General features: G+C 42.9%; 19 protein-coding genes, 1 tRNA gene and 1 pseudogene. 12 read left to right on the forward strand and 9 right to left on the reverse strand.

What is annotated here, in order from left to right; all coding sequences use genetic code 11:
• Positions 1 to 3 precede the first annotated feature (3 nt).
• Positions 4 to 144, reverse strand: a complete 141-nt coding sequence (locus V7K36_RS25470) for a hypothetical protein (protein WP_300411872.1) — start codon at positions 142 to 144, stop codon at positions 4 to 6.
• A 422-nt stretch (positions 145 to 566) separates the two neighbouring features.
• A complete protein-coding gene (gene topA, locus V7K36_RS25475; RefSeq protein WP_335120466.1) occupies positions 567 to 3218 on the reverse strand; it encodes a type I DNA topoisomerase in 2652 nt (883 codons plus the stop codon).
• 428 nt (positions 3219 to 3646) lie between these two features.
• Between topA and V7K36_RS25480 the strand changes: the two genes are divergently transcribed.
• Positions 3647 to 3940 carry a hypothetical protein gene (locus V7K36_RS25480; protein WP_335120468.1) on the forward strand — a complete coding sequence of 98 codons (294 nt, stop codon included), beginning with the start codon at positions 3647 to 3649 and terminating at the stop codon, positions 3938 to 3940.
• Positions 3941 to 4419: 479 nt separating this feature from the next.
• Here V7K36_RS25480 and V7K36_RS25485 read toward each other — a convergent pair whose 3' ends face one another.
• Positions 4420 to 6042 (reverse strand): iron uptake porin, encoded by a 1623-nt coding sequence (locus V7K36_RS25485; protein ID WP_335120470.1) that lies wholly within the window; start codon positions 6040 to 6042, stop codon positions 4420 to 4422.
• Between the two features lie 388 nt (positions 6043 to 6430).
• On the opposite strand from V7K36_RS25485, the gene V7K36_RS25490 reads away from it, so the two are divergent.
• The 4 genes from V7K36_RS25490 to V7K36_RS25505 all read left to right on the forward strand — a co-directional run bounded on the left by V7K36_RS25490 (position 6431) and on the right by V7K36_RS25505 (position 9865).
• Entirely contained in the window at positions 6431 to 7372 is a 942-nt protein-coding gene (locus tag V7K36_RS25490) for a metal ABC transporter solute-binding protein, Zn/Mn family (protein WP_335120487.1), read from the forward strand.
• Positions 7373 to 7437: 65 nt separating this feature from the next.
• A complete protein-coding gene (locus V7K36_RS25495) occupies positions 7438 to 8214 on the forward strand; it encodes a metal ABC transporter ATP-binding protein (RefSeq protein ID WP_335120471.1) in 777 nt (258 codons plus the stop codon).
• A gap of 59 nt (positions 8215 to 8273) precedes the next feature.
• Positions 8274 to 9143, forward strand: a complete 870-nt coding sequence (locus V7K36_RS25500; RefSeq protein WP_335120488.1) for a metal ABC transporter permease — start codon at positions 8274 to 8276, stop codon at positions 9141 to 9143.
• A gap of 649 nt (positions 9144 to 9792) precedes the next feature.
• Positions 9793 to 9865: transfer RNA gene (locus tag V7K36_RS25505), tRNA-Phe, on the forward strand.
• A 461-nt stretch (positions 9866 to 10326) separates the two neighbouring features.
• Here the strand turns inward: V7K36_RS25505 and V7K36_RS25510 are convergent.
• From V7K36_RS25510 to V7K36_RS25520, 3 genes and pseudogenes are all read right to left on the reverse strand, one after another.
• Positions 10327 to 10512, reverse strand: a pseudogene (locus tag V7K36_RS25510) (DUF2834 domain-containing protein); the annotation flags it as partial.
• 95 nt (positions 10513 to 10607) lie between these two features.
• Positions 10608 to 11717: a heat-inducible transcriptional repressor HrcA gene (gene hrcA, locus V7K36_RS25515; protein ID WP_335120472.1), complete on the reverse strand. Its 1110-nt coding sequence runs from the start codon at positions 11715 to 11717 to the stop codon at positions 10608 to 10610.
• Between the two features lie 432 nt (positions 11718 to 12149).
• Complete coding sequence (locus V7K36_RS25520) at positions 12150 to 12509, reverse strand: rhodanese-like domain-containing protein (protein WP_334823860.1); 360 nt, start codon at positions 12507 to 12509, stop codon at positions 12150 to 12152.
• 145 nt (positions 12510 to 12654) lie between these two features.
• Between V7K36_RS25520 and V7K36_RS25525 the strand changes: the two genes are divergently transcribed.
• Entirely contained in the window at positions 12655 to 14349 is a 1695-nt protein-coding gene (locus V7K36_RS25525; protein ID WP_335120473.1) for a DUF3352 domain-containing protein, read from the forward strand.
• 713 nt (positions 14350 to 15062) lie between these two features.
• Here the strand turns inward: V7K36_RS25525 and V7K36_RS25530 are convergent.
• Entirely contained in the window at positions 15063 to 15509 is a 447-nt protein-coding gene (locus V7K36_RS25530) for a hypothetical protein (RefSeq protein ID WP_335120474.1), read from the reverse strand.
• Between the two features lie 600 nt (positions 15510 to 16109).
• Positions 16110 to 16676, reverse strand: a complete 567-nt coding sequence (locus V7K36_RS25535; protein ID WP_335120475.1) for a ribbon-helix-helix domain-containing protein — start codon at positions 16674 to 16676, stop codon at positions 16110 to 16112.
• A gap of 173 nt (positions 16677 to 16849) precedes the next feature.
• Between V7K36_RS25535 and V7K36_RS25540 the strand changes: the two genes are divergently transcribed.
• From V7K36_RS25540 to V7K36_RS25560, 5 genes are all read left to right on the forward strand, one after another.
• On the forward strand, positions 16850 to 17044 hold the full coding sequence (locus V7K36_RS25540) for a hypothetical protein (RefSeq protein ID WP_335120476.1): 195 nt from the start codon (positions 16850 to 16852) through the stop codon (positions 17042 to 17044).
• Positions 17032 to 17358: a type II toxin-antitoxin system RelE/ParE family toxin gene (locus V7K36_RS25545; RefSeq protein ID WP_335120477.1), complete on the forward strand. Its 327-nt coding sequence runs from the start codon at positions 17032 to 17034 to the stop codon at positions 17356 to 17358. The genes V7K36_RS25540 and V7K36_RS25545 overlap by 13 nt, the downstream gene beginning before the upstream one ends.
• A gap of 227 nt (positions 17359 to 17585) precedes the next feature.
• On the forward strand, positions 17586 to 18416 hold the full coding sequence (locus V7K36_RS25550) for a dienelactone hydrolase family protein (protein ID WP_335120489.1): 831 nt from the start codon (positions 17586 to 17588) through the stop codon (positions 18414 to 18416).
• 910 nt (positions 18417 to 19326) lie between these two features.
• Entirely contained in the window at positions 19327 to 19905 is a 579-nt protein-coding gene (locus tag V7K36_RS25555; protein ID WP_335120478.1) for a MarR family winged helix-turn-helix transcriptional regulator, read from the forward strand.
• Positions 19906 to 20043: 138 nt separating this feature from the next.
• Positions 20044 to 20466: an FAD-dependent monooxygenase gene (locus V7K36_RS25560; protein WP_335120479.1), complete on the forward strand. Its 423-nt coding sequence runs from the start codon at positions 20044 to 20046 to the stop codon at positions 20464 to 20466.
• A gap of 251 nt (positions 20467 to 20717) precedes the next feature.
• On the opposite strand, the gene V7K36_RS25565 is transcribed toward V7K36_RS25560, so the two are convergent.
• Positions 20718 to 23834 (reverse strand): MFS transporter, encoded by a 3117-nt coding sequence (locus V7K36_RS25565; protein ID WP_335120480.1) that lies wholly within the window; start codon positions 23832 to 23834, stop codon positions 20718 to 20720.
• A gap of 732 nt (positions 23835 to 24566) precedes the next feature.
• On the opposite strand from V7K36_RS25565, the gene V7K36_RS25575 reads away from it, so the two are divergent.
• The coding region (locus V7K36_RS25575) for a high light inducible protein (protein WP_335120491.1) at positions 24567 to 24743 on the forward strand (177 nt) is incomplete at its 3' end.

Here is a 24743-nt window from a genome sequence, read left to right on the forward strand (position 1 = left end):
GGGCTAGTGGCGACGGCGCGAGCGATCGTTTACAGGAATCGGAATCAGTTCCGGTTCTGGCTCAACCTCTGGCCCTAACAAGCTCTCAATTAGTCTACGTGCTAACTCCTTAAGCTTTTCCAGCACCTTTTCTATATAGTCCATGAACTGACCGCTCCTGAGATACTACCTCAATTTTTGATTAACAGGTACGCAGAAAATGGTATATTTCCGCACCTCTGGCTTCCAACCTGACTGAAATACAATCCCTTATTTGGGATATAAGTCACTTCTAAAATTTGGCGTTGTGTTCTCCCTTACTTTTTAGAGTATCACACTTGCAACCTACCGAACTTCATCCTATCAAGGATGGAGATCAAGGGTCAAGAGTAAAGGGTCAGACTTTTGACTCTTGACTACTAATTTTAGATTTTGGATTAAAAGAATTTTGGGGTTCATGCCCCGCCCTTTGCGATGCCCTGAGCTTGCCGTACCCCTACAGGGAGGCAAGCTACGCAGAGCGTCTCGTAGAGAAAGGTAGGCGAAATAAATCTAAAATCTAAAATCTAAAATTGTTTGACTTGCAATTAACCTTCCGTGGCCTTTTTTTTCGCAGCAGTCGTTGATGACTTAGCAGTTGACTTCGATTTGGAACTCGTTGATTTACTCGTTTTGCGAGTCGATTTCGCTGTCGATGCCTTAGCTGCCAACAAGTTCAGCGCCGCAGCCAGCGTTATATCTTCTACCGATTCACCTTCTGGGATACTCACATTAGTTTTGCCATGCTTAATGTAAGGTCCATAAGGACCATCATAGATGTTGATTGTTTCCTCGTCCTCTGGATGTGGGCCTAATTCGCGTAAGGCTGCCTTGGACTTGCTGTTGGTGGAACTGCGTCCCTTTTTTGGCTCGGACAACAATTCCACTGCACGCTCTAGGCTAATTGTCAATACATTATCAGCAACTTTCAGGGAGCGGTAGTCTTTCCCCTCCTTACCCTGGTCATGAACAACATAAGGGCCAAAGCGCCCCAAACTTGCTTGGATTTTGCCACCAGTGACTGGATGAACTCCCAATGTCCGGGGTAATGCCAACAGACCAACAGCCATTTCCAGGGTAACGGTTTCCGGGGTGACACCTTTGAGTAGGGAGGCTTGTTTTGGCTTGGGGTTTTCGTCGGTTTTGTCACCCAATTGGACATAGGGCCCATAAGCGCCAATTTTCACATAAATCGGTTCGCCAGTTTCGGGATGCCGACCTACTTGGTCAGGGCCTGTGATTTTTTGTCGCAGCAATACTTCTACCTGCTTGGGGTCGAGGTCTGCTGGTGTCAGGTCTTTGGGAATTGAGGCGGTGATCACCCCCTCCCCATTTTCCACTTCAATATAGGGGCCATATTTCCCAATGCGGACTTTGGCATCTAGATTCTCCAGTACTACAGTCCTAGCTTTGGTGGCATCAATTTGACTTTCCTGTTCTCTGACCAGGGTTTCCAGCCCTTTTTCTCCGAGATAGAATTGCTGCAAGTAGGGTAGCCATTTCACTTCACCTGTGGCAATGTCATCAAGGGTTTGCTCCATCTTCGAGGTAAAACTGGGATCAACGATATCTGGAAAATGTTTTTCCAGCAAGTCGGTGACGGCGAAAGCGGTGAAGGTGGGAATGAGAGCGTTAGTTACCAATTGGGCATAACCCTTGTCGATGATGGTGCCAATGATACTGGCGTAGGTACTGGGACGACCGATACCTTCGCTTTCTAAGGTTTTCACCAAAGTAGCTTCGGTGTACCTAGCTGGCGGTTGGGTTTCGTGACCAACTGCTTCCAGTTCTGTACAATTCGGATGATCACTCACTTTCAGATTCGGCAAAATTACTTCCTGGTCTTCCAGTGCTGCTTCCGGGTCGTCTGAGCCTTCAACGTAGGCACGTAAGTATCCGGGAAATTCAATCCGCTTGCCAGAAGAACGAAATCCAGCGTCCTCGACTTGCAATTGCACGCTAATTTGAGTTTGGCGAGAATCAGCCATTTGACAAGCGACAGTACGCTTCCAAATCAAATCGTAAACGGCAAGTTCTCGACCGCCCAAAGCAGTTTCTTGAGGGGTACGGAAGCTGCTACCTGCTGGACGAATTGCTTCGTGCGCCTCTTGTGCGCCTTTGGATTTGGTAGTGTATTGCCGAGGTTGAGGACTGAGGTATTGTTTACCGTAGAGCTTTTCTACACAACTACGAGCAGCTGCGATCGCTTGATCTGACAAATGCACCGAATCTGTCCGCATATAGGTAATATACCCCTGCTCGTACAAATTCTGGGCAACCCGCATCGTGTCACGGGCTGAGAGGCGCAGTTTTCGGTTAGATTCTTGTTGCAGCGTCGAGGTGGTGAACGGTGGCGAGGGTTTGCGCGTCACCGGGCGTTCCTCGATGTCGCTAACACTCCAAGTTTTTCCAGTCAGGCGTTCCTTGAGGGCTATCGCTTGGTCTTCGTTGAGTAACAAGACATTGCGACCTGCGGTAATTTGTCCAGTCGCCGCGTCAAAATCGCTGCCGTTAGCGATTTTGGCTCCTGCCAAAGTTACCAATTGGGCACCAAAGGGGGTTTTTTCCTTTGATAAACTGGCTTTCAAATCCCAGTACGTACCTTCATGGAAAGCGCGGCGTTGGCGTTCCCTAGTGACTAAAAGTCGCACAGCTACAGATTGCACTCGCCCAGCAGATAATCCCCAGGCGATTTTTTTCCATAGCAGGGGAGACAGGGTATAGCCCACCAATCGATCTAAAATCCGCCGCGTTTCTTGGGCGCGAACCAGCTGCTCATCAATATTGCGGCAGTTTTTCAACGCTTTTTTGATCGCGTCTTCGGTAATTTCGTGAAACACCATCCGCTTAGTCGGAACTTTTGGCTTCAGCAATTGGTATAAATGCCAACTAATGCTTTCACCTTCCCGGTCTTCGTCCGTTGCCAGAATCAGTTCATCTACGTCTTTGAGGGCTTCTTTGAGCTGAGTGACAATTTTCTTTTTGTCTTTCGGGACAACATATACCGGTTCAAAGTCGGCGTCCACATTCACCCCTAGCTGCGCCCATGTTTCCCCTTTGACGGCAGCAGGAATTTCACTAGCCGACTGAGGTAGGTCACGTACATGACCCATAGACGCCTCCACCCGATAGCCTGATGGCAAGTAGTTGCGAATGGTACGAGCTTTGGTTGGAGATTCGACGATGACGAGAGTTGACATGGAAATTTCAAAAAAAGAATAGCTACTAAGCTAAACAGTCAAATTGAGTTAATTTTTGCAAATTGTCAAGATAAAAGGTCACGCTTAGGCCGGTGATTTAATCCTCACACAAACTGCCCGTTAGGGCGAAAATCCGCTTAACTTAGGGTGCAGTCCTTCCTAAAGGATAGGGTAGGGAAACGCTGGGTGTGAATTTCCAGCTATTTTAATCTTTAACTTATCTAACGCATAATTGGCGAGTAAAGTTTTCAAAATACTCCGCAAGTGTAATACGACGATATCTTTTGTCAATTAGGCAGCAGAAGGGAAAGAGGTAAAATTTTTCATTCTGCCCAATTCCCAACTTTCATAAAGCTTGTGCCAAAATTAAACCAAACTTGAGAGCAAAAGCGAAGTGGGGTTTGTACCTATGTCAGGAAACCAAAACCATGCAACCGATTCGTCAAGGTGATGTAATTTTACTGCCTGTGCAGCAAATTGAAGGACAAAAAATACCTCACTTAACTTTGGCAGAGGGCGAAGTTACGGGGCATAAACATCGCATTACTGAGGGTAACGCAGAATTATACGAAAAAGATAGCACACTTTATTTACGTGTGTTTTCAGAGTCGGCATTGCTAGCTCATGAGCAGCATAAAGCTATTTCTATTCCCCAAGGTGATTGGATGGTGAAAATTCAGAGGGAATACGAGCCTGAAGGTTGGCGTTATGTCGCTGATTGAAAATTTAACGCCTGAGCAAGAGGCTTTGATTCCAGTTTATTGAGAGAAGTGGCGGAAAATTGCGCTTTCAACTGAGCGGATTGATCAAGATAAGGCGGCGGAAGCCGTAAAAGCTGCCTATGTTGCAATTGACTTTGGCTATGAACAGCCTGAGATCCTTTTTCAGGACAGTCCTTATGCAGCTTGCAACTGGATGCTATTAAACTTGCACATTTGGGATGCTCCCCTTTCCCAATTTATAACCATACTAAAAACGTGTAAGACTTATTTTTTAAATCATACACAAAACAAAAGACGCAAAGCATTAACTTGTGTCTTATTTTAATATTAAAAAATTAGAAAGCAATACGATTCGGTTAAGGTTTTTTGATGGAAAATCTAGATTGCAAAGACGCGATAAATAGCCGTCTCTACGAAAGGCTGATTATTGTAGAGACGGCGATTCATCGCGTCTTTTGCCTTAACCGAACAGTATTGAATTAGAAAGTGAATGTGGTTCTTACTGTACCAATCACGATATCATCGTTTTGATTATTATGATCTGGCGCTGTTAACCAGATAACTCCTGGGGTAATGCTGATATTGTCACTCAGCTTATATTGATAGAAACCTTCAATATGATATGAAGTGTCTGGATCTTTATTAATACCTGCATTGCTGAGAGAGCCGCTCACACTAGTAACTTTAGGTTCCATACCCAGAACAATGCCTGCAATGTTACCTGTTTTCCCAAGATCGGGGAAAGCCAGTGTGACGGCATAGTTCCAGATTTCAGCATCACCAGGAGTAACTGAAAGGACGCGAGCTTTAGTCAAGCCAGCCCAACCGCCAATCACGAATTTTGAGCTAGGTTGAAAGGATGCTTCTATACCGTAGGAGTTGCTAGAAGCATTCTCCAATATGTCATTAGCGTTATTGCTACCACCACTACCATTGGCAAAAAAGGTATTTTTGTAGGCGTTAAGGTAGGTTAAACCAAGAGTAATTTGGTTGCTAGGCTTAACAGTTAACTGCGCCATAGCACCATAAGCACCGTTGAACAGTCCAGAGCCTGGTTGAGGATTAGCAGCATCATTGGCTAAATACCCCAAACTTAGTTCGAGGTTATCACTGAACTCGTGTTTTATTCCGATACCAGTACCATTGGCTAGATAATAAATTGGGTTGCGAGTTCCAAAATGCGAAAGGGCACCGGTACCACCGTCCCCATCTAGGTACGGGTTGACTGTGTTAGTGAAATCATCAATTGCACCTGCATTTGCTTCCAGGGTGACACCTGTTTTCTTACCGAGAGGGAACTGATACAACAGTGCGTCTATCACAACTCCATTATTGTTATTACCACCAGCAAATCGGAAGTCACCTTCTGGTGTAAAGGTAGCAGTCTGAGAGAAGGGGTCTAGGTTTGTTGCCTGAAGTCGTGTTCTGAGTAAATCTTGACCTGTGAAACTGGTGTCGAGGTTCAGACGCACCCGGTCTGCAAGGACAGTATTTTGGTTGACTTTTTGACCATTAACTGTATTCCCACTTACGACACTTGCGATCGCTATTACCACTTCCCCATTCAGTTTGGTTGTGGTTGAAAACTGATGTGCCTCCAATTCAGCAGTATGTGTTTCTACTGAATCTACACGACCTCGGAGTGTCGCCAGTTCGGCTGAAAAGTCTTCTTGCAGCTTTTGTAATGTGGCTAAATCTTCTTTTTTAACTAAATCGCCAGTGGCTGTAGCAATAAGTTCGTTAACGCGATCAAGACAAGCATTCAAACCAGCAGCAAACTCATATCGGGTTAATGCCCGATTACCGCGATAAGTGCTATTTGGGTATCCTGCAATACAGCCATAGCGCTCAACCAAGGACTGCAATGCTTGGAATGCCCAGTCAGTGGGTTGTACGTCGGAAAATTGAGATACGGAGGTAACTTGCGCCATTGTCTGATCTGGCGCTATGTTCGTAGCTCTTGTGTCTGGATTAGCTAAAACTTGCGGTTGATTGATTTCAGACGTGTTGGATATTTCACCTGCAAATGTAGCAGTATTCACAAATAGCATTACACCGCAGACTGCTGGACTAACTAGCAGATATTTACAGAATTTTTGCATTTTTTCCTCACACTGATCTCCAATTCACACCCAAACCACGTTTTTTTTAACGTGTGTTTTATAAGAATATTTGTCAGTAATTTTATCAGAAGTTAGGAACCTTTTTAATAAAAAAAGTCAATAAACTCTAATTATTCAGGGAAAACTAAATTGCAGAGGGCTGTACCATCTGAAAAAGTTTTGTTGTTACTCATTACACAAGAAACTCAGAATGATATTATGCGTATTGAATGAGAATGAGAATTATTATAGTATAAAATGCAGAATAGGAATTGTGACAGAGACAGACTTGCATCCGTTTTGAGGAGAAAACACGGTGATTGTGAATTGCAGAGGACTTAGAACAGGCAGACAAAGAAGCGGCATCTTGCCCATAATTGCTCTGTTAATGTTGTCAATGGCTACTGGCTGTAGTCAATCGAATCCGAATCAGGGAACAACTTCTGAACAGTCGCCGCAAGCACAGGAAGCTGCATCTACCCCACCAGCGCAGTCGGTAAAAACTAAAGTAGTGACGACATTTTTACCGATATATTTGTTTACTAAGGCTGTAGCTGGAAATGTGGCAGACGTAGAAATTCTAGTGCCACCTGGTACGGAGGTACATGAATATCAAGCGACACCAGAAAATGTTAAAGCGATCGCAACTGCGAATGTGTTAGTAAAAAATGGGTTAGGTTTGGAGAAATTTTTGGAAAATACTGTTAAAAATGCCCAAAATACCAAATTAGCTGAAATTGATGCCAGTAAAGGTATTAAACCCTTAAATGAAATTTCGCCTGTTGTAAAAACAGCGAAAGAGGAAGAAGACCACGAAAACGCCCAAGGTAATCCTCACGTTTGGTTAGATCCAGTTTTGGCAAAACAGCAGGTAACAAATATTCGGGATGGATTAATCGCTGCTGACCCGGCAAATAAAGCTACTTATGAAGCAAATGCTGCGGCTTATATTAAAGAATTAGAAAGTTTAAACAGCGAATTTCAGCAGACTTTACAAAAAACTCCTAGTTGCACCTTTATTACATTTCATGATGCGTTTCCATATTTAGCTAAACGCTATAACCTCAAGCAAGTTGCTGTGGTGCAAATTCCCGAAGATCAACTTTCACCAACCGATGTGCAAAATGCAGTTAATGTAGTAAAAAAATACAAAGTTAAAGCTTTATTTAGTGAACCAGGAGTAGATAATAAACTGCTGGTCAGCCTCTCCAAAGATTTGAAATTAACTTTACGTCCTCTGGATTCTCTGGAAACTGGCGAAACAGATCCACAACATTATTTTCAGGCGATGAAAGCTAACTTGCAAACTCTGGAAACGGCGTGTAAATAGGTTTTTCATTTGTCAGATGTCCTTTGCAAATGACCAATGACTAATGACCAATAACCAATGAAAGAATGACAAATGACATTGCTATTTTGAAAGTAGAAGGATTAACTGTCTATCAAGGCAGCTATCTAGCTGTTCGAGATGTTTCCTTTGAATTATTGCCAGGAACAGATACAGCCATCGTTGGACCCAATGGCGCTGGTAAAAGTACCCTGGTAAAAGCGGTTTTAGATTTGATACCTCGAAGTGCTGGGACGATTGAAATATTGGGTCGCCCAATTGCAAGGCTGGGGCGTTTACGTCACTTGTTGGGCTATATGCCGCAAAACTTCATCTTTGACCGCAGCTTTCCCATTTCTGTTAGCGAATTGGTAGGGCTGGGATGGACTAATGAAGGGAAAAGAAAGGATTCATTTTTCTCCCAGATGTGGAGACAAGACCGGGAAAAATCGGCAGCAGTAATAGAAGCTTTACGGCGAACTGATGCTTATCATTTACAGCATCAAGCTATTGGTACTCTTAGTGGTGGTCAACTGAAGCGGGTTTTATTGGCTTATTGTTTGGTAATGCCTCGAAAACTGTTGGTACTAGATGAAGCCTTTGCTGGTGTTGATGTGCAAGGTACAGCAGATTTTTATGCTTTGCTAAATGAATTAAAGCGGGAAGAGGGTTGGACGGTATTGCAAGTTTCTCATGATATTGATATGGTAAATCGCCATTGCGATCGCGTGCTTTGCCTGAATCAAAGCATTGTTTGTACTGGTAAGCCCGAAATTGCCCTTTCACCAGAAAACCTCTTAGCGACCTATGGACCAGGTTTCAGTCGTTACCAGCACCAACATTAAAATAATTCGTAATTCGTAATTCGTAATTAAACTTTCAGAATTAGTTAATGCCTATAAGTATGAATTTATTCAATGATTGTCAGATAGCAAGGCTTGCGATCGCTAATAGCAATGACTTGGTAAGCTTGTTACAATTCCCCTTTATGCAGCGTGCGATCGTAGGTGCTGTGTTAATGGGAATACTTGGCGGTATGTTGGGCAGTTTTGTCACCTTGCGCCAGTTATCTTTTTTCAGCCATGCGGTTGGTCATGCAGCATTAGTAGGTGTGGCGTTAGGTGTGCTGCTACAAATAAATCCTACTTGGATGCTGTTACCTTTTACCTTGGTTTTTGGGGTTATTGTTCTCTACTTTATCGACAAAACCGACTTAGCTAGCGATAGTGTACTTAGCATAGTGCTATCTGGGGCATTAGCGATCGGTGTGATTCTCACGAGCCTGATTAAAGGATATCGTGGCAACTTGATGGCGGTGCTGTTCGGGGATATTCTAGCGATCGATACCACAGATTTGATTTTGACGCTGCTAGTACTTGTAGGAGGTAGCATATTTTTACTATCAACCCTGCGGCAGCAAATTTTATTGACCCTTAACCCCGATGTCGCCCAAGTTCAAGGTATTCCCGTCCAATTGTACCGCTATGTATTTGTGGTCTTGCTTTCACTCGCCGTTGCTGTAGCAATTAAAGCTGTCGGCGTTTTACTGGTGAACGCCTTTTTAGTTATTCCCGCCTCTACCGCCAAACTGATGAGTCACCACTTTAGTCGCTTTCTAGTCATGTCGGTGATAGTTGGTTCCATCAGCAGCATTGCTGGCATCATGGTGTCAGGTATTTTCAACTTTGCTTCTGGCCCAAGTATTGTTCTTGTTCAATTTCTGCTATTTGTAGCTGTTTTCATCTGGTTTAAGCTGAGGTTAAAAGCTGCTTGACACTCTTTGGACTAAAGCCGAGGAGATTCTTGGTTCAACGAGTCCACTTAGCTTAGACTCCTTGCGTTGCCTAACCCAGAGGTGGTTCTCTCGCCAAGCTTTAACTTCCGTTATGCCCTACCGTAGTTGGATTGTGCCAAAATTTGTTTGATTAAAATGCTGTTTGTCTAGTCCCCATGAAGATTTTACCTATTCTTGGGAAGGAACTAGAACTATGGAATAGAACCCCATATCTTCAGTTGTCAAGGTTCAGCGTTTACGTGTTAGGTAGCAATCGGGTTTTTTAAGTGGTTTATTACCCTTCCACTGAGCTGATTTTACCATAGACCTCTTGCAAAAGTCCCTAACACCCCACCCCCAACCCCTAAGAGCTTGCGGGGAGGGGAGACAAAGCGTAGCTTTGGCGGGGTGGGGTTCTTATTTTTGATTTATGCAAGAGGTCTCATGTTGATGGCAAAAAAGTATCACTGGAGGCTAAAGCCTCCGCAGCCGGATTTCATTCTCCGTCTAAAGCACGAAATACGCAAGTACGTTGCTGTTTCTCCGGGGTTTTCACTCAGCCATCCTATAAATATTTATTTTTCTCCAAAGGCTTGCTATATTCTTGGATGTTTGCTACATTTAGTAATCGTGGCTCACAAAAGCCCCAGCCGGGATAGCTCAGTTGGTAGAGCAGAGGACTGAAAATCCTCGTGTCACCGGTTCAAGTCCGGTTCCTGGCATGCATTACAGAGAAATAGCACCCCTGGCATAAGGGATAAGCTGGCATAAACCTGACATAAGGTAAAAGCATTATACCAACGATATAGGATTACGTTTTTGCTTTGACTGCCTACGTTTAAGATAGGTCGTTCACGGTTAGTGCATTGCATTATTTGCTTTGCGCCAGTATCCCAGAGATAGACACCTTTATGTCAGTTATGCCAATTCAGAAAAATAAACACAAATAATTCCAACTTTGCGATCGCAACAACCATTCCATTTACCCTTACTTGAAAATGTAACATGATCAATTTGAAAACGTAACGAAATCAAGTTAAGTGATGGAAGGTATACAGAATAAGGATATGGCTAAATATCTAATCGAGATAAAGCAACCTACCACTGGGGACACGGAACTGTTACAGTGACAAGCTGAGTCACGGTAAGGTAACAAGATTTTAGTGGCGTTAGGGAGCCTTCTGTAGATGAGAGGCCAGATGCTCATGAGGTTGAATAGAGCTATAACTAATGGGTTAACGCCTTGCCACTGGCCAGTAGAAAGGTTTTTAATTAACTCGAATGTACCGGGTTGCTCAGGAGGTGCGAGGAAAAAAGCATAGATAATGAATCCTAAACACAGGAAGCCAAAAGCAATTTTTTTAACCATGAAAGATTTAAGTAGGATTAATTATTGATTTTGCCGCTACAAAATGGCATTGTTCCCCCGTCTAGACTCCTAGCAGCTTATTCCTAAACATTACCTTAAGGATTGAAATAATTGAAAGCTTCTGAGAGGTAATCAGCAGCAGATGCTACGACTGCGATCGCACTTTCATAATCTAGGCGCGTTGGACCCAAAACTCCCACACTTCCTACTGGTATTGAACCTCGGCGATAAGTGGAAGAAATTAAGGTGCAGGTGCGTATTGGTTCTAGAGGATTTTCTGCACCAATGCGAACCGTTACCTTTGGCTTGGCAACATCCTCAAACTCTGGTTCTTCAAATATTAATCGCCATAGTTGGTCTTGTTCTTCTTCCAGCAGGTGGATAATCGTTTGTACTTGCTGTAACTGGGAAAATTCCGGCTGGCGCAAAACTTCTGACACACCCCTAACCATAATTTGGGTTGCAGTCGGTGCAAGAGTGCGACGAGTCAATTCGGCAACTGAATTTTTTAAGAATTCCCCGTAGCGTTGGAACTCCTGATCTAGTTCGCTCCAGTCGAGGTTGGCTAATTCCAACAGGCTTCGCCCTCGTAAGTGGCTATTCAAAAAGTTAGAAACAATCTGCAACTCGCGATCAATTACTTCTGGATCGCGTTGTGTTTCCTCTGGTATTGGCGACAAATCCATCAACTTGGAATGTGTCTCATAACCATCTGTCACCACAATCAGCATGATCCTTCCGGCTTCTATTTGCACTAATTGCAGATGTCGCACTAGCGCTGTAGTGGTTTGCGGCATGGTAATCAAGCTAATGCAACCACTCAAGGTTGCTAAAATTTGGGCAGCTCCTTGCAGTAGGGTTTCTAAACTGCGATCTTCCCACTGGAGAAGCTTTTGCAGTTCTACCTCTACTTCTCGCCCTAAAGTTTCCGTTCGCGTAGCGTCTCGCAGAGAAGGTGTAATTAGCTGGTCAACATAAATGCGATAGCCTGAGTCTGAAGGTATTCGTCCGGCGGAGGCGTGTGGTTGATAAAGTAACCCAGACTTTTCTAAAACGCCCATCACATTGCGAATTGTAGCTGAACTTACACCCAGGTCGTACTCATCAACCAAAGCTTTTGAACCAACAGGCTCTGCTGTAGCAATATAGTGACGTACCGTTGCCCAAAGTATATGCTGTTGTCGATTTGTTAACTGGACTTCCATAGGGCATGTTTTACTGAAGGCAAATTTTAATCAAACTCTGAAGAAATTTCTAGATTTGATCGCAAACAAAGATTATTAATAATTAATTAAGATAGCAAATTATACAGTTCTCTAATGATAAGTATTTTTAAAGTTTACGTCCAGCTTTTATTGAGAATGCGCTTGAAATAGGATCTAGGTTTGTACTGTAAAAGCTGCCTTTACTGATAGCAGTATTTTTGCATAACTTTAAACTAATAACAGTATTATTGAATACGTATTTTTCTAGAATAGCTGATATATTTGGGTCGAAAAGCTCCGTGAATATATACTCACTAGCAAAAGGTGTAAAGTTTTCCCTCAAAACTTTAAGTTGATGCAGTCCTATTTTTAGGATAACAGAAGCCAGCTGGAAGAGTAAATCCCAGCTGAGTAATGAGATTCAGTCAGAAATTAATACTGGGGAATTGAGGGGTCAACTAATAGGGAGTAAGCATCAATACCACCAGAAATATTTTGCACATTTGTAAAACCTTGAGCAATTAACCACTGGCACATTTGGGCGGAGCGGATGCCGTGGTGACATAGCACAAAAGTTTCAGCTTGGGGATTGAAGAGATTGGGTACTTGATCTCCCCATTCAGCAAATTGACTTAAAGGTAGATTGACAAAGCCCTCAATGCTAGCGATCGCCAATTCTTCTGGTTCACGCACATCTACTAGCTGAATACTTGGATCACTAGAAGATAGACGTTGTGCCAGTTCTTTTACACTAATATGGTTCATGGGTTGACTAAAAGAATTCCCTGTCATGAGGTTTCTGTGAACAATCCTAATACTATTTATGGTGACAGAAAATCTCTGCCTTGGCATCAGCATCCATTCTCAACAGGGCTGATTAATTCTGGTAATCTTTCTGCTTAAATGGCTGTAAACCGTCTTTTTTAATAGGTTTAATGTGAATAGGCAACGTTCATTTATCAGTTTTATCGTCGCTGGTGCGATCGCACTGCTAGTAATTGCGATCGCTAGCTTTTACTGGTTTTTCGGCAAAAGTCCGGCTAACCTGATTGGTTCTACCTCCCAGCCTGGTGCAGCCATATTCGTGTCGAAACTTTCGCCTGTAATGGTATCATTACTAGCGAATCCTGACCGTTTGCAGGCGTTGGAACGGGAAGAGGAACTATCTAAACTCAAAACCAGTTTATTCGCCAAAAGTGGCATAGATTACAAACAAGACATTCAACCCTGGTTAGGGGACGAAATTACATTAGCTATCACTACCTTAGATATTGATCGGGACTTAGAAAACGGACAGCAGACAGGGTATCTATTGGCACTAGCAACCAAGGAACCGGAGAAAAGCCGCGAGTTTGTTGAGTTGTTGTTTTCCAAACGGGCGTTAGCTGGAGCAAACTTAGCTGTTGAACAATACAAAGGCGTAAAGCTGATTTATGACAATCAGGAAGTAATCACAGAAGAGAAAATCCAAAATCCAAAATCTAAAATCCAAAATTATCTAGCTGGTGCTGTTGTTGGTGAAGGTTTTGTGTTGTTTGCCAACGAGCCGAAGGTGCTGCGAGATGCGATCAATAACGTCCAAGCGCCCGATCTGAATTTGACTAGCTCGCCCGAATACCAAAAAGCGACAAGACAACTTCCCAAAGGGGGTTTAGCTGTAGCTTTCTTGAATCTTCCCACTGTGGCAAAATGGCAAGGGTTAGAGTTACCAGAACAACTTTATAACAGCCAAATCATATCCCTGGCGTTAAACCCTAAAGGATTGCTAGCAGAAACCACCTTTCTGACTTCATCGGAAATTGTCCCCCCATCTGCACCACTATCTAAACCTGTGGGAGCATTGCAGTATATTCCAGCGTCCGCAGGTTTGGCAATTTCTGGCTCGAATTTGAGTAATTTGGGTAACAGTGATTTAGCCAAACTCTGGAGACAAGCGACAGCAACTATATATGGTTCTGAGGATGTGGTTTCTCGATTAGCAAAACCCTTGGCGGATATTCAAAAAGACTGGGGGATAAATTTGCCAGAGTATATTTTTAGCTGGGTACAAGGAGAATATGCCATAGCATTGTTACCTGAGAAAGAGCAAACAACCCCTCATTGGATTTTTGTGGTGGAAAAATCCGAGGGTCTAGAACAAGGTGTTGCTCGTTTGGATGCGATCGCTTCATCCAACGGACTCAGCATTAATCCCCTGACTATAGACAAGCAAAAAATCTCCGCTTGGACAGAGTTAACCACTGCTACTAAAAAAAGTGATGTTAAAGAAGGAGCATCTTTCAGCATTGAAACAAAAGTGCGGGGATTGCATACGACTTTCGGAAATTATGAAATTTTCACGTCTGACTTAGAAACGATGAATGAAATCCTTATAACTAAGGATAATTCCATAATTGACAATCCCAATTTCAAAGATAGTATCGCTGCAATTCCCTTACCAAACCAAGGCTATATATATCTTGACTGGACAAAAAGCCAGAATTTGTTAGAGCGTCAAGTACCGATTCTCAAACTAGTGGAAGTATTAGGGAAACCGTTTTTTAATAATCTGCGATCGCTCACAGTTAGTAGTTATGGAACTGACACGCGATCGCTCAAAGGCGGCGTTTTCTTCAAACTCCATAATTCGTGAGATTTTCATCAAAAGTCAAAGTGCAGAAGGTAAAAGAATTATTTACCTTTTGCCTTTTTTTCAAGATATTTACGTAGATTTTTTATGGTATTTGCTATTGGTATTTGTAATCTAGCATTCACTTTCTAAAATTTAGCATATCTTGATTTAAGGTTTTCCTTTGTCTGAACATCCCAATTCCAGGAATCTATAGACTCCTTATTCATCTTTCTAATAAAAAAAGATTCTGGCTCTGACATATTTATGTCTATTAAAGTAAGTATACTAATAATCAATTCATTCACTCTAGGTTTCAAAATACTGTATGCTATATAGGACTAGTATTTGATTTCTGAAAAGATACGTAGGGGAGCCAGTGCGTTGCGGAGGTTCCCGACGCTCGATGACTCGCTAACGCTGCGTTATCCGTTGTAGCAACTGGCGTTGTGTTAGCGACAGCAGAACGCACCATCATCAAGGGTTTGGTGCGTTACGAACTGCGTTCTAACACACCCTACAATACCTAATTTTGTTCAAAAATCAAATATGATTCCTATAGTATGATTCCTGATATCTAACAATAAAAACTCATAATTAGTGTAATTATGTCTTACATAAGATATAAAAGCATTAAAAGAAAGATTTTTCCAGATCCCATCGTCATCAGACTGTATTATATAATAGTCATTTGCTTCTTGACAAATCCGTTCAGAGAACCTAACAAATTCTATTTTTTAAACTTTAGCAAAATCCAATTTACTCATTTTTCGAGGGCGAACTATTAGTAAATTTTTAGCATTTACTTCTAGTTCTACAATGGCATTTTGTTTCTTAATTTCCTGTTGATATATTCTTCTAGCACTTGCTTCTGCCGATTGAGCTTCAGCTAATCTTTTGGCAGGTATTTTCTCTTCTTCGTTTTGCTTTTTTTCTTCTAGTTTACGTTGCTCTTCTTCATGTTGCTTTTGAAGCAGTCTTTCTTGGTTTCTCTTTTCGGATTCAATTTTCCATTTAGCTAATTTTTGTTCTTCTTGATATCGTTGAATATGCCATAAAATAGATAGAAAAAGTAATACAAATATTAATAAATTTGCAATAAAAGTTAATTTTATAAATAAAGTACTGAAAATTAGAATAACACATAAGAATCCAGCCTTTTCAAGTCTTTCGGTAGTTAGCATAGAATCTTGCAGTTTAGTTTATTTAGAATTTAGATTATCATAATGCATTTTGAATTTTCGCGTAGTAGTAGAATCACTGATTAAAAATTGAGAAGTGCTGTGTGACGGCTTCAAGTTTTAATGCTAAAGATTGGAACGAAGCAAGCCGGGGATCAAAGTCCCTTTTTTTAAGGGGAATTTAGAAGGATCTAGAACGTTTTACTACCGACAATAGGACTTTTAAAACATTCCCTAAGCTCGATTTTATCCAAAATAAAGAACTCGGTTTTCTTTATCGGTAAAAACCCTGGCTTTATGGAAATACTTTTTCCACTTCACAGATTATCGATGAAGTTAAAAAAGTAAAACTCCTGTCCTACAGAGGTTTCAGCTTAGTCGATCACGTTGCCACGTTGCGAAAAAATGGATAAAATAGAGCTAAGATTTCATATAAGGAATTGCTTGCTGGTTAATTTTTTTCACCATGAGAATAAATCTTTTGAAGTTTTGAATAATAACCATAATTTGCATTAAATTAAATGATTTATTAAAATGATTGCTATACAATTTTTGATAATCTTCCATTTGAGTAAAGTGAGTAATTTCACCATAAAGCAAAGCTTATAAAATCTCCTTATTTGTATAATGTGTAGTATGATGTTCACGTTCATTAATCCAAATTATAGATTCTATTGAAAATAATGATTCTTTGTTAAGGAACTTATTAAAATTACTTCTAGACTCTACAAAAGCATCTTTTAATTCATTGGGTATCTCTGGGTTACTATCATAAATCTTACTGATATTTCTAATAGAAATACAGTCATTGTCTTGCATGAATAATCTTAATGTAATTAAAGGAGCTTCTATCAACTCATCAGCAGGGAGATTATTTGATATTGTCCCCTCAGATATTTGAGAAGTGGATTGATTATTCTCTATATATTTCCAAAGCGAATATTGCTCCAGTCTTTCTGTTTTTATATTAAATAACTGTAATTTTTCTATATTAGACAATCTTGTGGGTAATTGCTTTAGCTGACTCTTTCTTAGTAGCTCGGTTATATATTCATTTTCATCGGCATAGCCGCCTTCTGCTATTGCCTGTTTTATAAAATTATTTAAACTGTCAGAAAGTGAAATGGTATAGTTATTCATAGCTTTAAATTGAGTCACTGGCTCTGTCATTTAATTTTAGATTTTGCGGAAAGTTGCTCTTGCGGCTCTGCCGCGCCACTTCCTACAACGAGGGGAACCCCCGCAACGAAATGGCTTGACTTGAGCAAACTTCGCTTTTTGTTCGGCAATGATGCCGAGTGTTAAATTCAGATTAGCACCGTCAACTCTTGAAGGGAATAAAAATGACAGCAGATACTACTGTAAAATATCAAGTTCGCAAGGCAGTAGAGGAAATGCCCCAGGACGTTACTTTTGAGGAAGTGATGGAACGCCTTTATTTCCTGTACAAAGTTGATCAAGGTTTAAAGCAAGTCGAGACTGGTAATACCATCTCACATGCAGAAGCCACAAAGCAAATTAAAATATGGCAAGAGTAAGCTGGACGAGTCAAGCTTTAAATGATTTAGAAGCAATTGGCGATTTTATTGCACGGGATGCACCAAATTTTGCCCAAGCATTTGTAAATAGGGTATTTCAATCTGTAGAACGTCTAGAACAGTTTCCCTGCTCAGGGCGTGTAGTACCTGAGATCGCTCAAGAAGATATTCGAGAGATAATATTTGGTAATTACCGGATTGTATATAGCGGTTCTCGGTTGAGTGAGGTACAAGAACCCCACCCCCAACCCCCTAAGAGCAAGCGAAGAAGTGGCGATGATGTACCTCATGTGATTAGGAAACGCTATATATAGTGAGCAATGATGAGGTAAGTATTTTAACGGTATTTCATTCTTCAAGGCAGCTTAAACTTTAATAAAAGGTCATTTTTATATAGCGATCGCTCTTTGTATACAGGCGAAAACTCAGGTAGCAAAGGCAGCCAGTATTGCAGTAAACTAATTGGTAAACCGTAGTATTCGCATTATAGTACTGTACGGTCAACCAACAATAAAACTTTCGCCAATTCAAGGTAGAGATGATGCAAGAAGTAACTCGCCGGAAATTTATTGCAACAGCCACCCTAGCGACGGGTTTTGCCCTCGCGGTACAACCCATTTCTGCTGGAGTCATCACCACCAATGCAAAGGGGTTGGTAGCTGGTGCGGTGAAAATTCCCGTCAAAGATGGCGAAATTCCTGCCTATAGAGCAGCACCTGCGACGGGTGAAAATTTTCCCATCGTCCTGGTAATCCAAGAAATCTTTGGCGTACACGAGCATATTCAGGATATCACTCGTCGCTTTGCCCAGTTGGGATATTTAGCGATCGCACCCGAATTATTCATCCGTCAAGGCGATGTCTCGAAGTTAAGCAGCATAGACGAAATTCGCCCAATTGTCGCCAAAGTGCCAGATGCCCAGGTGCTATCGGATCTTGATGACACCGTACACTGGGCGGTGAAATCAGCTAAAGGTAATGCCAACAAATTGGCAATTACAGGCTTCTGCTGGGGCGGCCGCATTACCTGGCTGTATACAGCACACAACCCCAAGGTGAAGGCTGGTGTGGCTTGGTATGGACGACTCGTGGGCGATGCTACCGAACTTCAGCCCAAGAATCCCATCGATATTGCATCAAAACTGACAGTCCCTATTCTCGGACTCTACGGCGGCAAAGATACAGGTATTCCCATCAATACAGTAGAGCAGATGCGCGATCGCTTAAAGTCCAGCAGCAGCAAATCTGAAATCATCGTCTACCCCGATGTACCCCACGCTTTTTTTGCCGATTATCGCCCCTCATACCGCGAAAAAGAAGCTAAAGAAGGTTGGAAACATCTTTTGGCATGGTTTAAAAAGTATGGGGTGTAATATCATGTCCGCTTGATTACTTATTTAAACCCCAAGAACCTACACACGCCAGATGCTCCACTTGGGGAGACTCCTGTGAGCGCTGGCTCCCCTTAATCCCCTTCCCGCAGGCGGGGCTACGGTGTACACACAAGTTATCGAATTACCTAAAACAAAAACCTCATCCTGTCAAGAAAGCACATCCCTCTCCTTAGTAAGGAGAGGGACAGGTTTTGTATAGCAGAAACCAGGGTGAGGTATCTCAGGGGCTGCGCGATAAATCTTAAATGACCTCACCAAAGGCTTGTGTGTACACTGTAGCCCCAATATATCGGGGAGGGTTAGGGAGGGGTAAAACTTACGCCTAAATCCAGGTGAATAAACTATTTCAGACTTGTGTGTACACCGTAAATGTAATACACGGAAAGGGAGATTTATCCATGTATTAGACTTATCCGCTTTTGAATTTTGACTTACAGCAATTTGATATCAAACCAGCCACAAAGATTGTAAACTTGAAAGATGTAAAAAAACAGATTATTTAGAGATGGCAGCATATTCGATTGACTTACGGCAGAAGATATTAAGTGCGTGGCAAAACAAAGAAGGCACACAAAGAGACTTAGCAAAACGATTTAAAGTCAGTTTGTCGTTCTATTAGATAGCTTTTTTTGTGGTGAATTTGATCGCAAACTGCTGTAAATTATGATGCTGATTGCCGATGACGATGCGCAACTTGTAGCCAATCAACGCGGTGATTCTATCTCGTGGGATAGAAAGCAGAGGGAATATAGGTAAAAAGTCAGGTCATGGACGACTGTAACCCATTCCACATCAGGGTAACGCTCATCGATCAGGTACTTCATTTATTGGGCATAGTCCAATATACTCCTTATTGTTAACCTAATAATGTTATGATTATAATGTTATTGTGAGAATAAATTCCGTACAAAAGCAAATCTCCTTGAGGATGAAGCCAGTGTCAGTAGAGCGATCGCCAAAACCAAAAAACGAGCAACTCAAACCAGCAGAGGTGGATGAACCGTATCTATTGGATGAGGATCTTGGCTATCTCATGGGTAGAGTATTCGCGAAGAATCATCGCAACTGCTACCAGGAACTTAGCGATCTTGATATCACACCCCAGCAGTACGTTGTCATGATCAAACTGTTGGAGAAAGGCGCAACTTCTCAAAACGAACTGGGGCTGTTGGTGGGAATGAAGCCCGTTACTATCCACGGTATCATTCGTATTCTTGCAGCACGCGGATTGATTGAGACGCATCCGCACGAAAAGGATCGGCGACTGCATATGCACTCAGTTTCCGCTGCCGGTAAAGAGATAGTCAATGAGCTAGTTAAGCGCGTACAAAAAGTAGGAATCAAAAACTTTGTACCTCTTAATCCCACCGAACAAGAGACATTACGGCACATCCTCAAGAAACTGCTTCCCCAGGATATGGATTCTCAAAACACCATTGAATTTTTGACAAGGAAAAACCATGTCTAATCCTGCCCGGATTGATGTTCACCAACATATCGTTCCTCCTGATTACGCAAACTGGTTGACTCAGCATGACATCCAGCCTGGAGGAGGTTCAGTTCCGAAATGGAGTGTTGAAGATGCACTCAACATGATGGATTCGCTATGGACAGCATCATGGTGCAGGATACCCCGCCGAAGGATCTTTGGACGAGCGAGGTGCCAATATCGGAACTACTTGATTTCTTCAAAGGCTTCGACCCTGCCATGATCAAGCTGATCGAAGCTGGGACGGTTCCGGTTCGGGCAAACCCGGTCTACGAACGCGAACCCATCGACACCTGGAGCACCGCATACATCACCCTGCTGGGCGACGCGGCTCACCCTATGGCACCACGCGCAGGTCAGGGCGCGAACCAGGCAATTCAGGATGCCGATGCTTTAGCCCGAGCATTGAGTGGGGAAGGAATAACGAACGTTCCCGACGCACTGCGCCGCTACCATGAGGAACGTGCACCGATAACTAAAAAGATGCAACTCGCTTCGAGGTCTTCACCCCAAATCCAGCCGCTGCCTGTAGGCGAGTGATTTGACACTGCCTGCCGCGTTGTTTGACGGAAACAACCCTGACGAAGCTGCTTAAAACGGCAGCAGATAATGTTGCCGTTAGAATTTCAGAGATAGATCAGGATTATCTCAACCCTAATCCCTTTTAACTCGGAATTTATAGGTGTGTTTGACAAACACCAAGACGTTACCTTTTGCTCAAATTATGATTGAACGCATAAAAAGCCTCCCGGTATGGGAGGCTTAAAAGTTAGCGGAGAAAACTTGTTAAACTACGGCCTTGCAGCGATCGCTCCTCCTAATGCAGAGAAAACCGCGGAAACGGATGCTGTAGCAAATAGCCACCACGCGGCTGTAGCTGCGGCTTTGCGGGTTTCTTCAGCTTGCCGCTGTGCTTGATGCTTCACCTGTTCTAGGCGGCGTTGGGCTTCTTGCTGTATGCGTTCTGCACGTTGCAATACTGTGTTACGGGCCCGTTCAATTTGGTCGATGATGCCGTTGGCATCTTCCTCCGAGATGTCCTCACGAGAACTCATAATTGCCACCAGGGTCTCACGATCAAAAGAAGATAGGCGATCGCGCAGGGCATCAAACCCCGCCTGGGGATCGTCAAAAACTGTGCGAATATCGCGTTTGATACTATCATAGTTAAGTTCCGGGCGATCCAGAGAGTTAAGATAGTTACGGATGCGGCCGAAAACCCCATCAATTGCATCTTGAATGCCTCGTTGGATGTTCCGCACTTGTTCTACAAATTGATCCCTTACGGACACCATGTTATCGGCAATCCGTGCCGCTTCCTCATCAGAAATATCTTCCCGAATTTTTAGCAGGGCGATGATCGTTGAACGGTCAAAATGGGAAAGGCGATCGCTAAAAGTTTCCACCCCAACTCGTGGATCGTGCAACAATAATTGCAAGTCGCGCTTGATACCTTCTGGATTGAGTTCTTCTTTGCCACTTTGCCGCAGATACTCTTCCACATTACCTTTGAATGTTTCTATTCTTTGCTGTGTGCGGGTAGCTAGGCGACGAGGCGCACGCACAAAGTTGCGAATCGAATTTTGTGTGGAATCAATGATTTCATTGACTTGTTCTTCACTTAAGTCTTGGCGTTGACTGAGCAACTTCACCAGTGTATCTCGGTCTACCTGCGACAACCGACGGCGCAGTGCAACGGCTCCCTCCTTGGGATTTTCAAACAATCTGGTCAAATCTCGCTGGATACCTTCTGGATTCAGTTCTTGTTTACCAGTATTCCGCAGATAATCTGCGATCGTGGTGGTAACAGAGTCGTATTGCTCTTTGGCTTTATCCACTACCGCTTGGGGTGTGTGGCGAATGCTATGCCACGACTCCTCAGCAGCATTGATGGCTTGATTAACTTGATCTTCACTCAAATCTTCCCGCTGACTCAACAATTGCACTAAGGTATCGCGGTCAAAGCGAGACAAGCGTGCCCGAATTGAGGTAATTCCAGCTTGAGGATCATCCAGTAGCTTTTTGAATTCCGCGCGGATGGCATCAGGATTCAGTTCTGATTTCCCTGTATTACGCAGATATGATTCTACATTCAGCCACAGGGTTTCTGCTTGATATTGTGCCTGTTCTGCTAATCCTTTAGATTCTACCAAGACGCGATCGCGTTGTTTTTCCAACTCATCAAGAATGCTGTCTACTTCATATAGCTGGATATCATTACGTTGCAGCAATATCTCCCGCATTTCCTGGCGTGTAACCTGCGCCAGTCGCAAGATCAGGGTTTCATAATCTGCCTCTGGGTCTTGCAACAGTGGTCTAAAATTCTGCTCAACGCCTTCGGCTGTCAAATCTGCTTTCGGGGTAACGAGCAGATAACTTTCCACTCCCCGTTGCAAGTCTTGGACTATCTCTCTTTCTTCAACAGCTGTCACTGTCACCAGCACCTCTTTGCGAACAGCTTCTAGCTGATTTGCAATGCGCTGAATTTGGGCTTGGGTAAGTAGTCCTCGCTGTTGCAGGATGTTGGCGAAATCGTTCCGGGATAGTCGTTCTACTTCTCTCTTGACTATTCCTGAATCAGCAGCTGGATCGTAGATGACATCACGAAATTCCTGAGCGATTTTTTCCTGACTCAGTTGCCAAGCATAAGTGTTGTGCAGGTAGTTTTCGACATCAGCCCGAATTGGGCTATAGGGTTGCGATGGTGTTGGCAACCCTAATTTATCTGCTTGTTGAGTGACTTTATCTTTGGCACTGGTGAGGCTACCCAAGATTTTTTCCACATCCAAATCAGGCAAATCTGTCCGTCCCAACACAGTGGCGCTTAAGGCAGATAGTCCTTGCTGGAGTGTACTTTGAATTAGCCCTGGAGCCGCCTTTTGGTCAGCTTGTTTGGAATCACGCTTTTCTGCTACTAACCGATCCAGCTTGGCGTTGAGTTCATCTGTCTTGCTTTGTCCTGCTGGAACTGATTTCAGATAATCCATTAACTCAGCCAGACCGTCTGGGGTGGGTGATTGCTGACTCACCACTTGCTGCCAAACTTTATACAAGGTATCAGAAATGCGGCTAACGTCTTTTTTGGAAAGGTCGGTGCGACTGCTGACTAACTCGATAAACTTTTCGCGGTTGATGTTGCGAATATCTGAAGTCCCAGCGATCGCTTTTAATTGCGGATCGTTGAGTAAATTTTCAAAGTCACCCCGAATTTTCGACAAATCTAGCTCTGGGGGACGGAGCTTTTCTAAGTAATCTTCTATGTTCTCCCGGATACTTGTAGGGTCGATGGCGCTCCCTAGTTCCCGACGGATAGCGCTAGCGGCAGCTTCAGCCGTCGCTACAACTTGGTTATTGACAGCTTTTGCGCCCAGTGCGGCGGTGGCTGTCCCCATAATCGCCTGAAACCCAGAAGTTGCCGTATTGACGACTGAGCCAATTAAGGAACCTACGGTGGTGGAACTTACCCAAACGAGGATCAAAAAGTAAGCACCCCAAATTACCAAGCCGAGAATCGCTCCCAATACTGGGTCTAAGATTACAAGGCTCAATTTGACTGCAAGCCAACAGGCAAAAAATAAGGCAACGCTCACAGTGAATAATGTCCACCCCCCCACTGCGGTGCCGATTTTGCGAATGCTACCGCCCAAACTTCCGACTTCCCCAGAATCTGAATCCGAGTCAGATGAGTGCCCCAGGTAGGAAATACCGGCTGCAAGGGAGAGATTAGTTAGAACTAATTGGAAAGCAAAGGCTAGGATCACGCCGGAGATTAAAGCCACAAAAAAGCGCGGCCCGGAAGTGAGAACCGATGCCTGTGCTGGCGTGACGTTTGAGGATTCTACTGGAACCTGTGCTATCCACAATAGTGGTTTGTAGAGTCCCACCATGATTTCCGTACTTTGGAACATTGTATTTCCTTGTTCTAAGTTTTAATTTAGGGAATTAAGAATTTCTTGAGAAGCAACTCTTAGTATGTATTTATGTCTGTACCTATGGCAATACCTAACTCTGTTTAGCTCAGAATCGTAGACTTTAGCTGTTTTAAGCATCTCTCCAAAGGCTGAAAACTATATCCAGCAGAAGATATAAGTTTTATTATCTAACTGTGAAAATGTTCATTATGAACTTAAAAAGCTCGCTAATTCTTGGCTGCGACTTTTTAATTTTAATTGCTTAATCACAACGATTGATTTTTCTGCAATTATAGTTTAATCACTAAAAAGTTACATTTCTTTATATTTTTATTTTTATCACCCTCTGAGGGTGGATTTGTCTGCACGAATATGTTGTTGATTATGTGCCTGTAGTTTGTGCCTACAGGCAGAAAGCAATCTAGTTATTAATAGCTACATTAAAGTTAACAAACGAGTTGTTAAGGATAACAAAGATGGCAACTTGTTCTTACAGACAGAGATTTGTGAATAATTGCAGCAAAAGGTAATGGTTGCGATCGCAATGATTTTCTGTTTGGCTAGACACATGAAGCCGAAATCTGAAACTGTCGTTTAGCAATCATTGGCTTCCTTGCTTATTTACTTTGGGATTTAGCCGCTTATAGCGTCCTACGCGACGTTTTATATTTGATTGGCTACTAGATAGAAATTAAACACCTAAAAAGCTACTAAATTTTGGAGAAAGAAATGGCAACTCAAGAAACTCGGCCTTCTACTGATTTACCACCTGTTGCAGCATCATACAACGGTGTAGATCGCAATGCATTTTTGTTTGGTTTGACTCCCCAAGCCGAAATTTGGAATGGTCGCTTGGCAGCTATTGGCTTCCTTGCCTATTTACTTTGGGATTTGGCAGGTTATAGC

The organism is Nostoc sp. (assembly GCF_036919555.1).
Taxonomy (GTDB): Bacteria; Cyanobacteriota; Cyanobacteriia; order Cyanobacteriales; family Nostocaceae; genus Nostoc.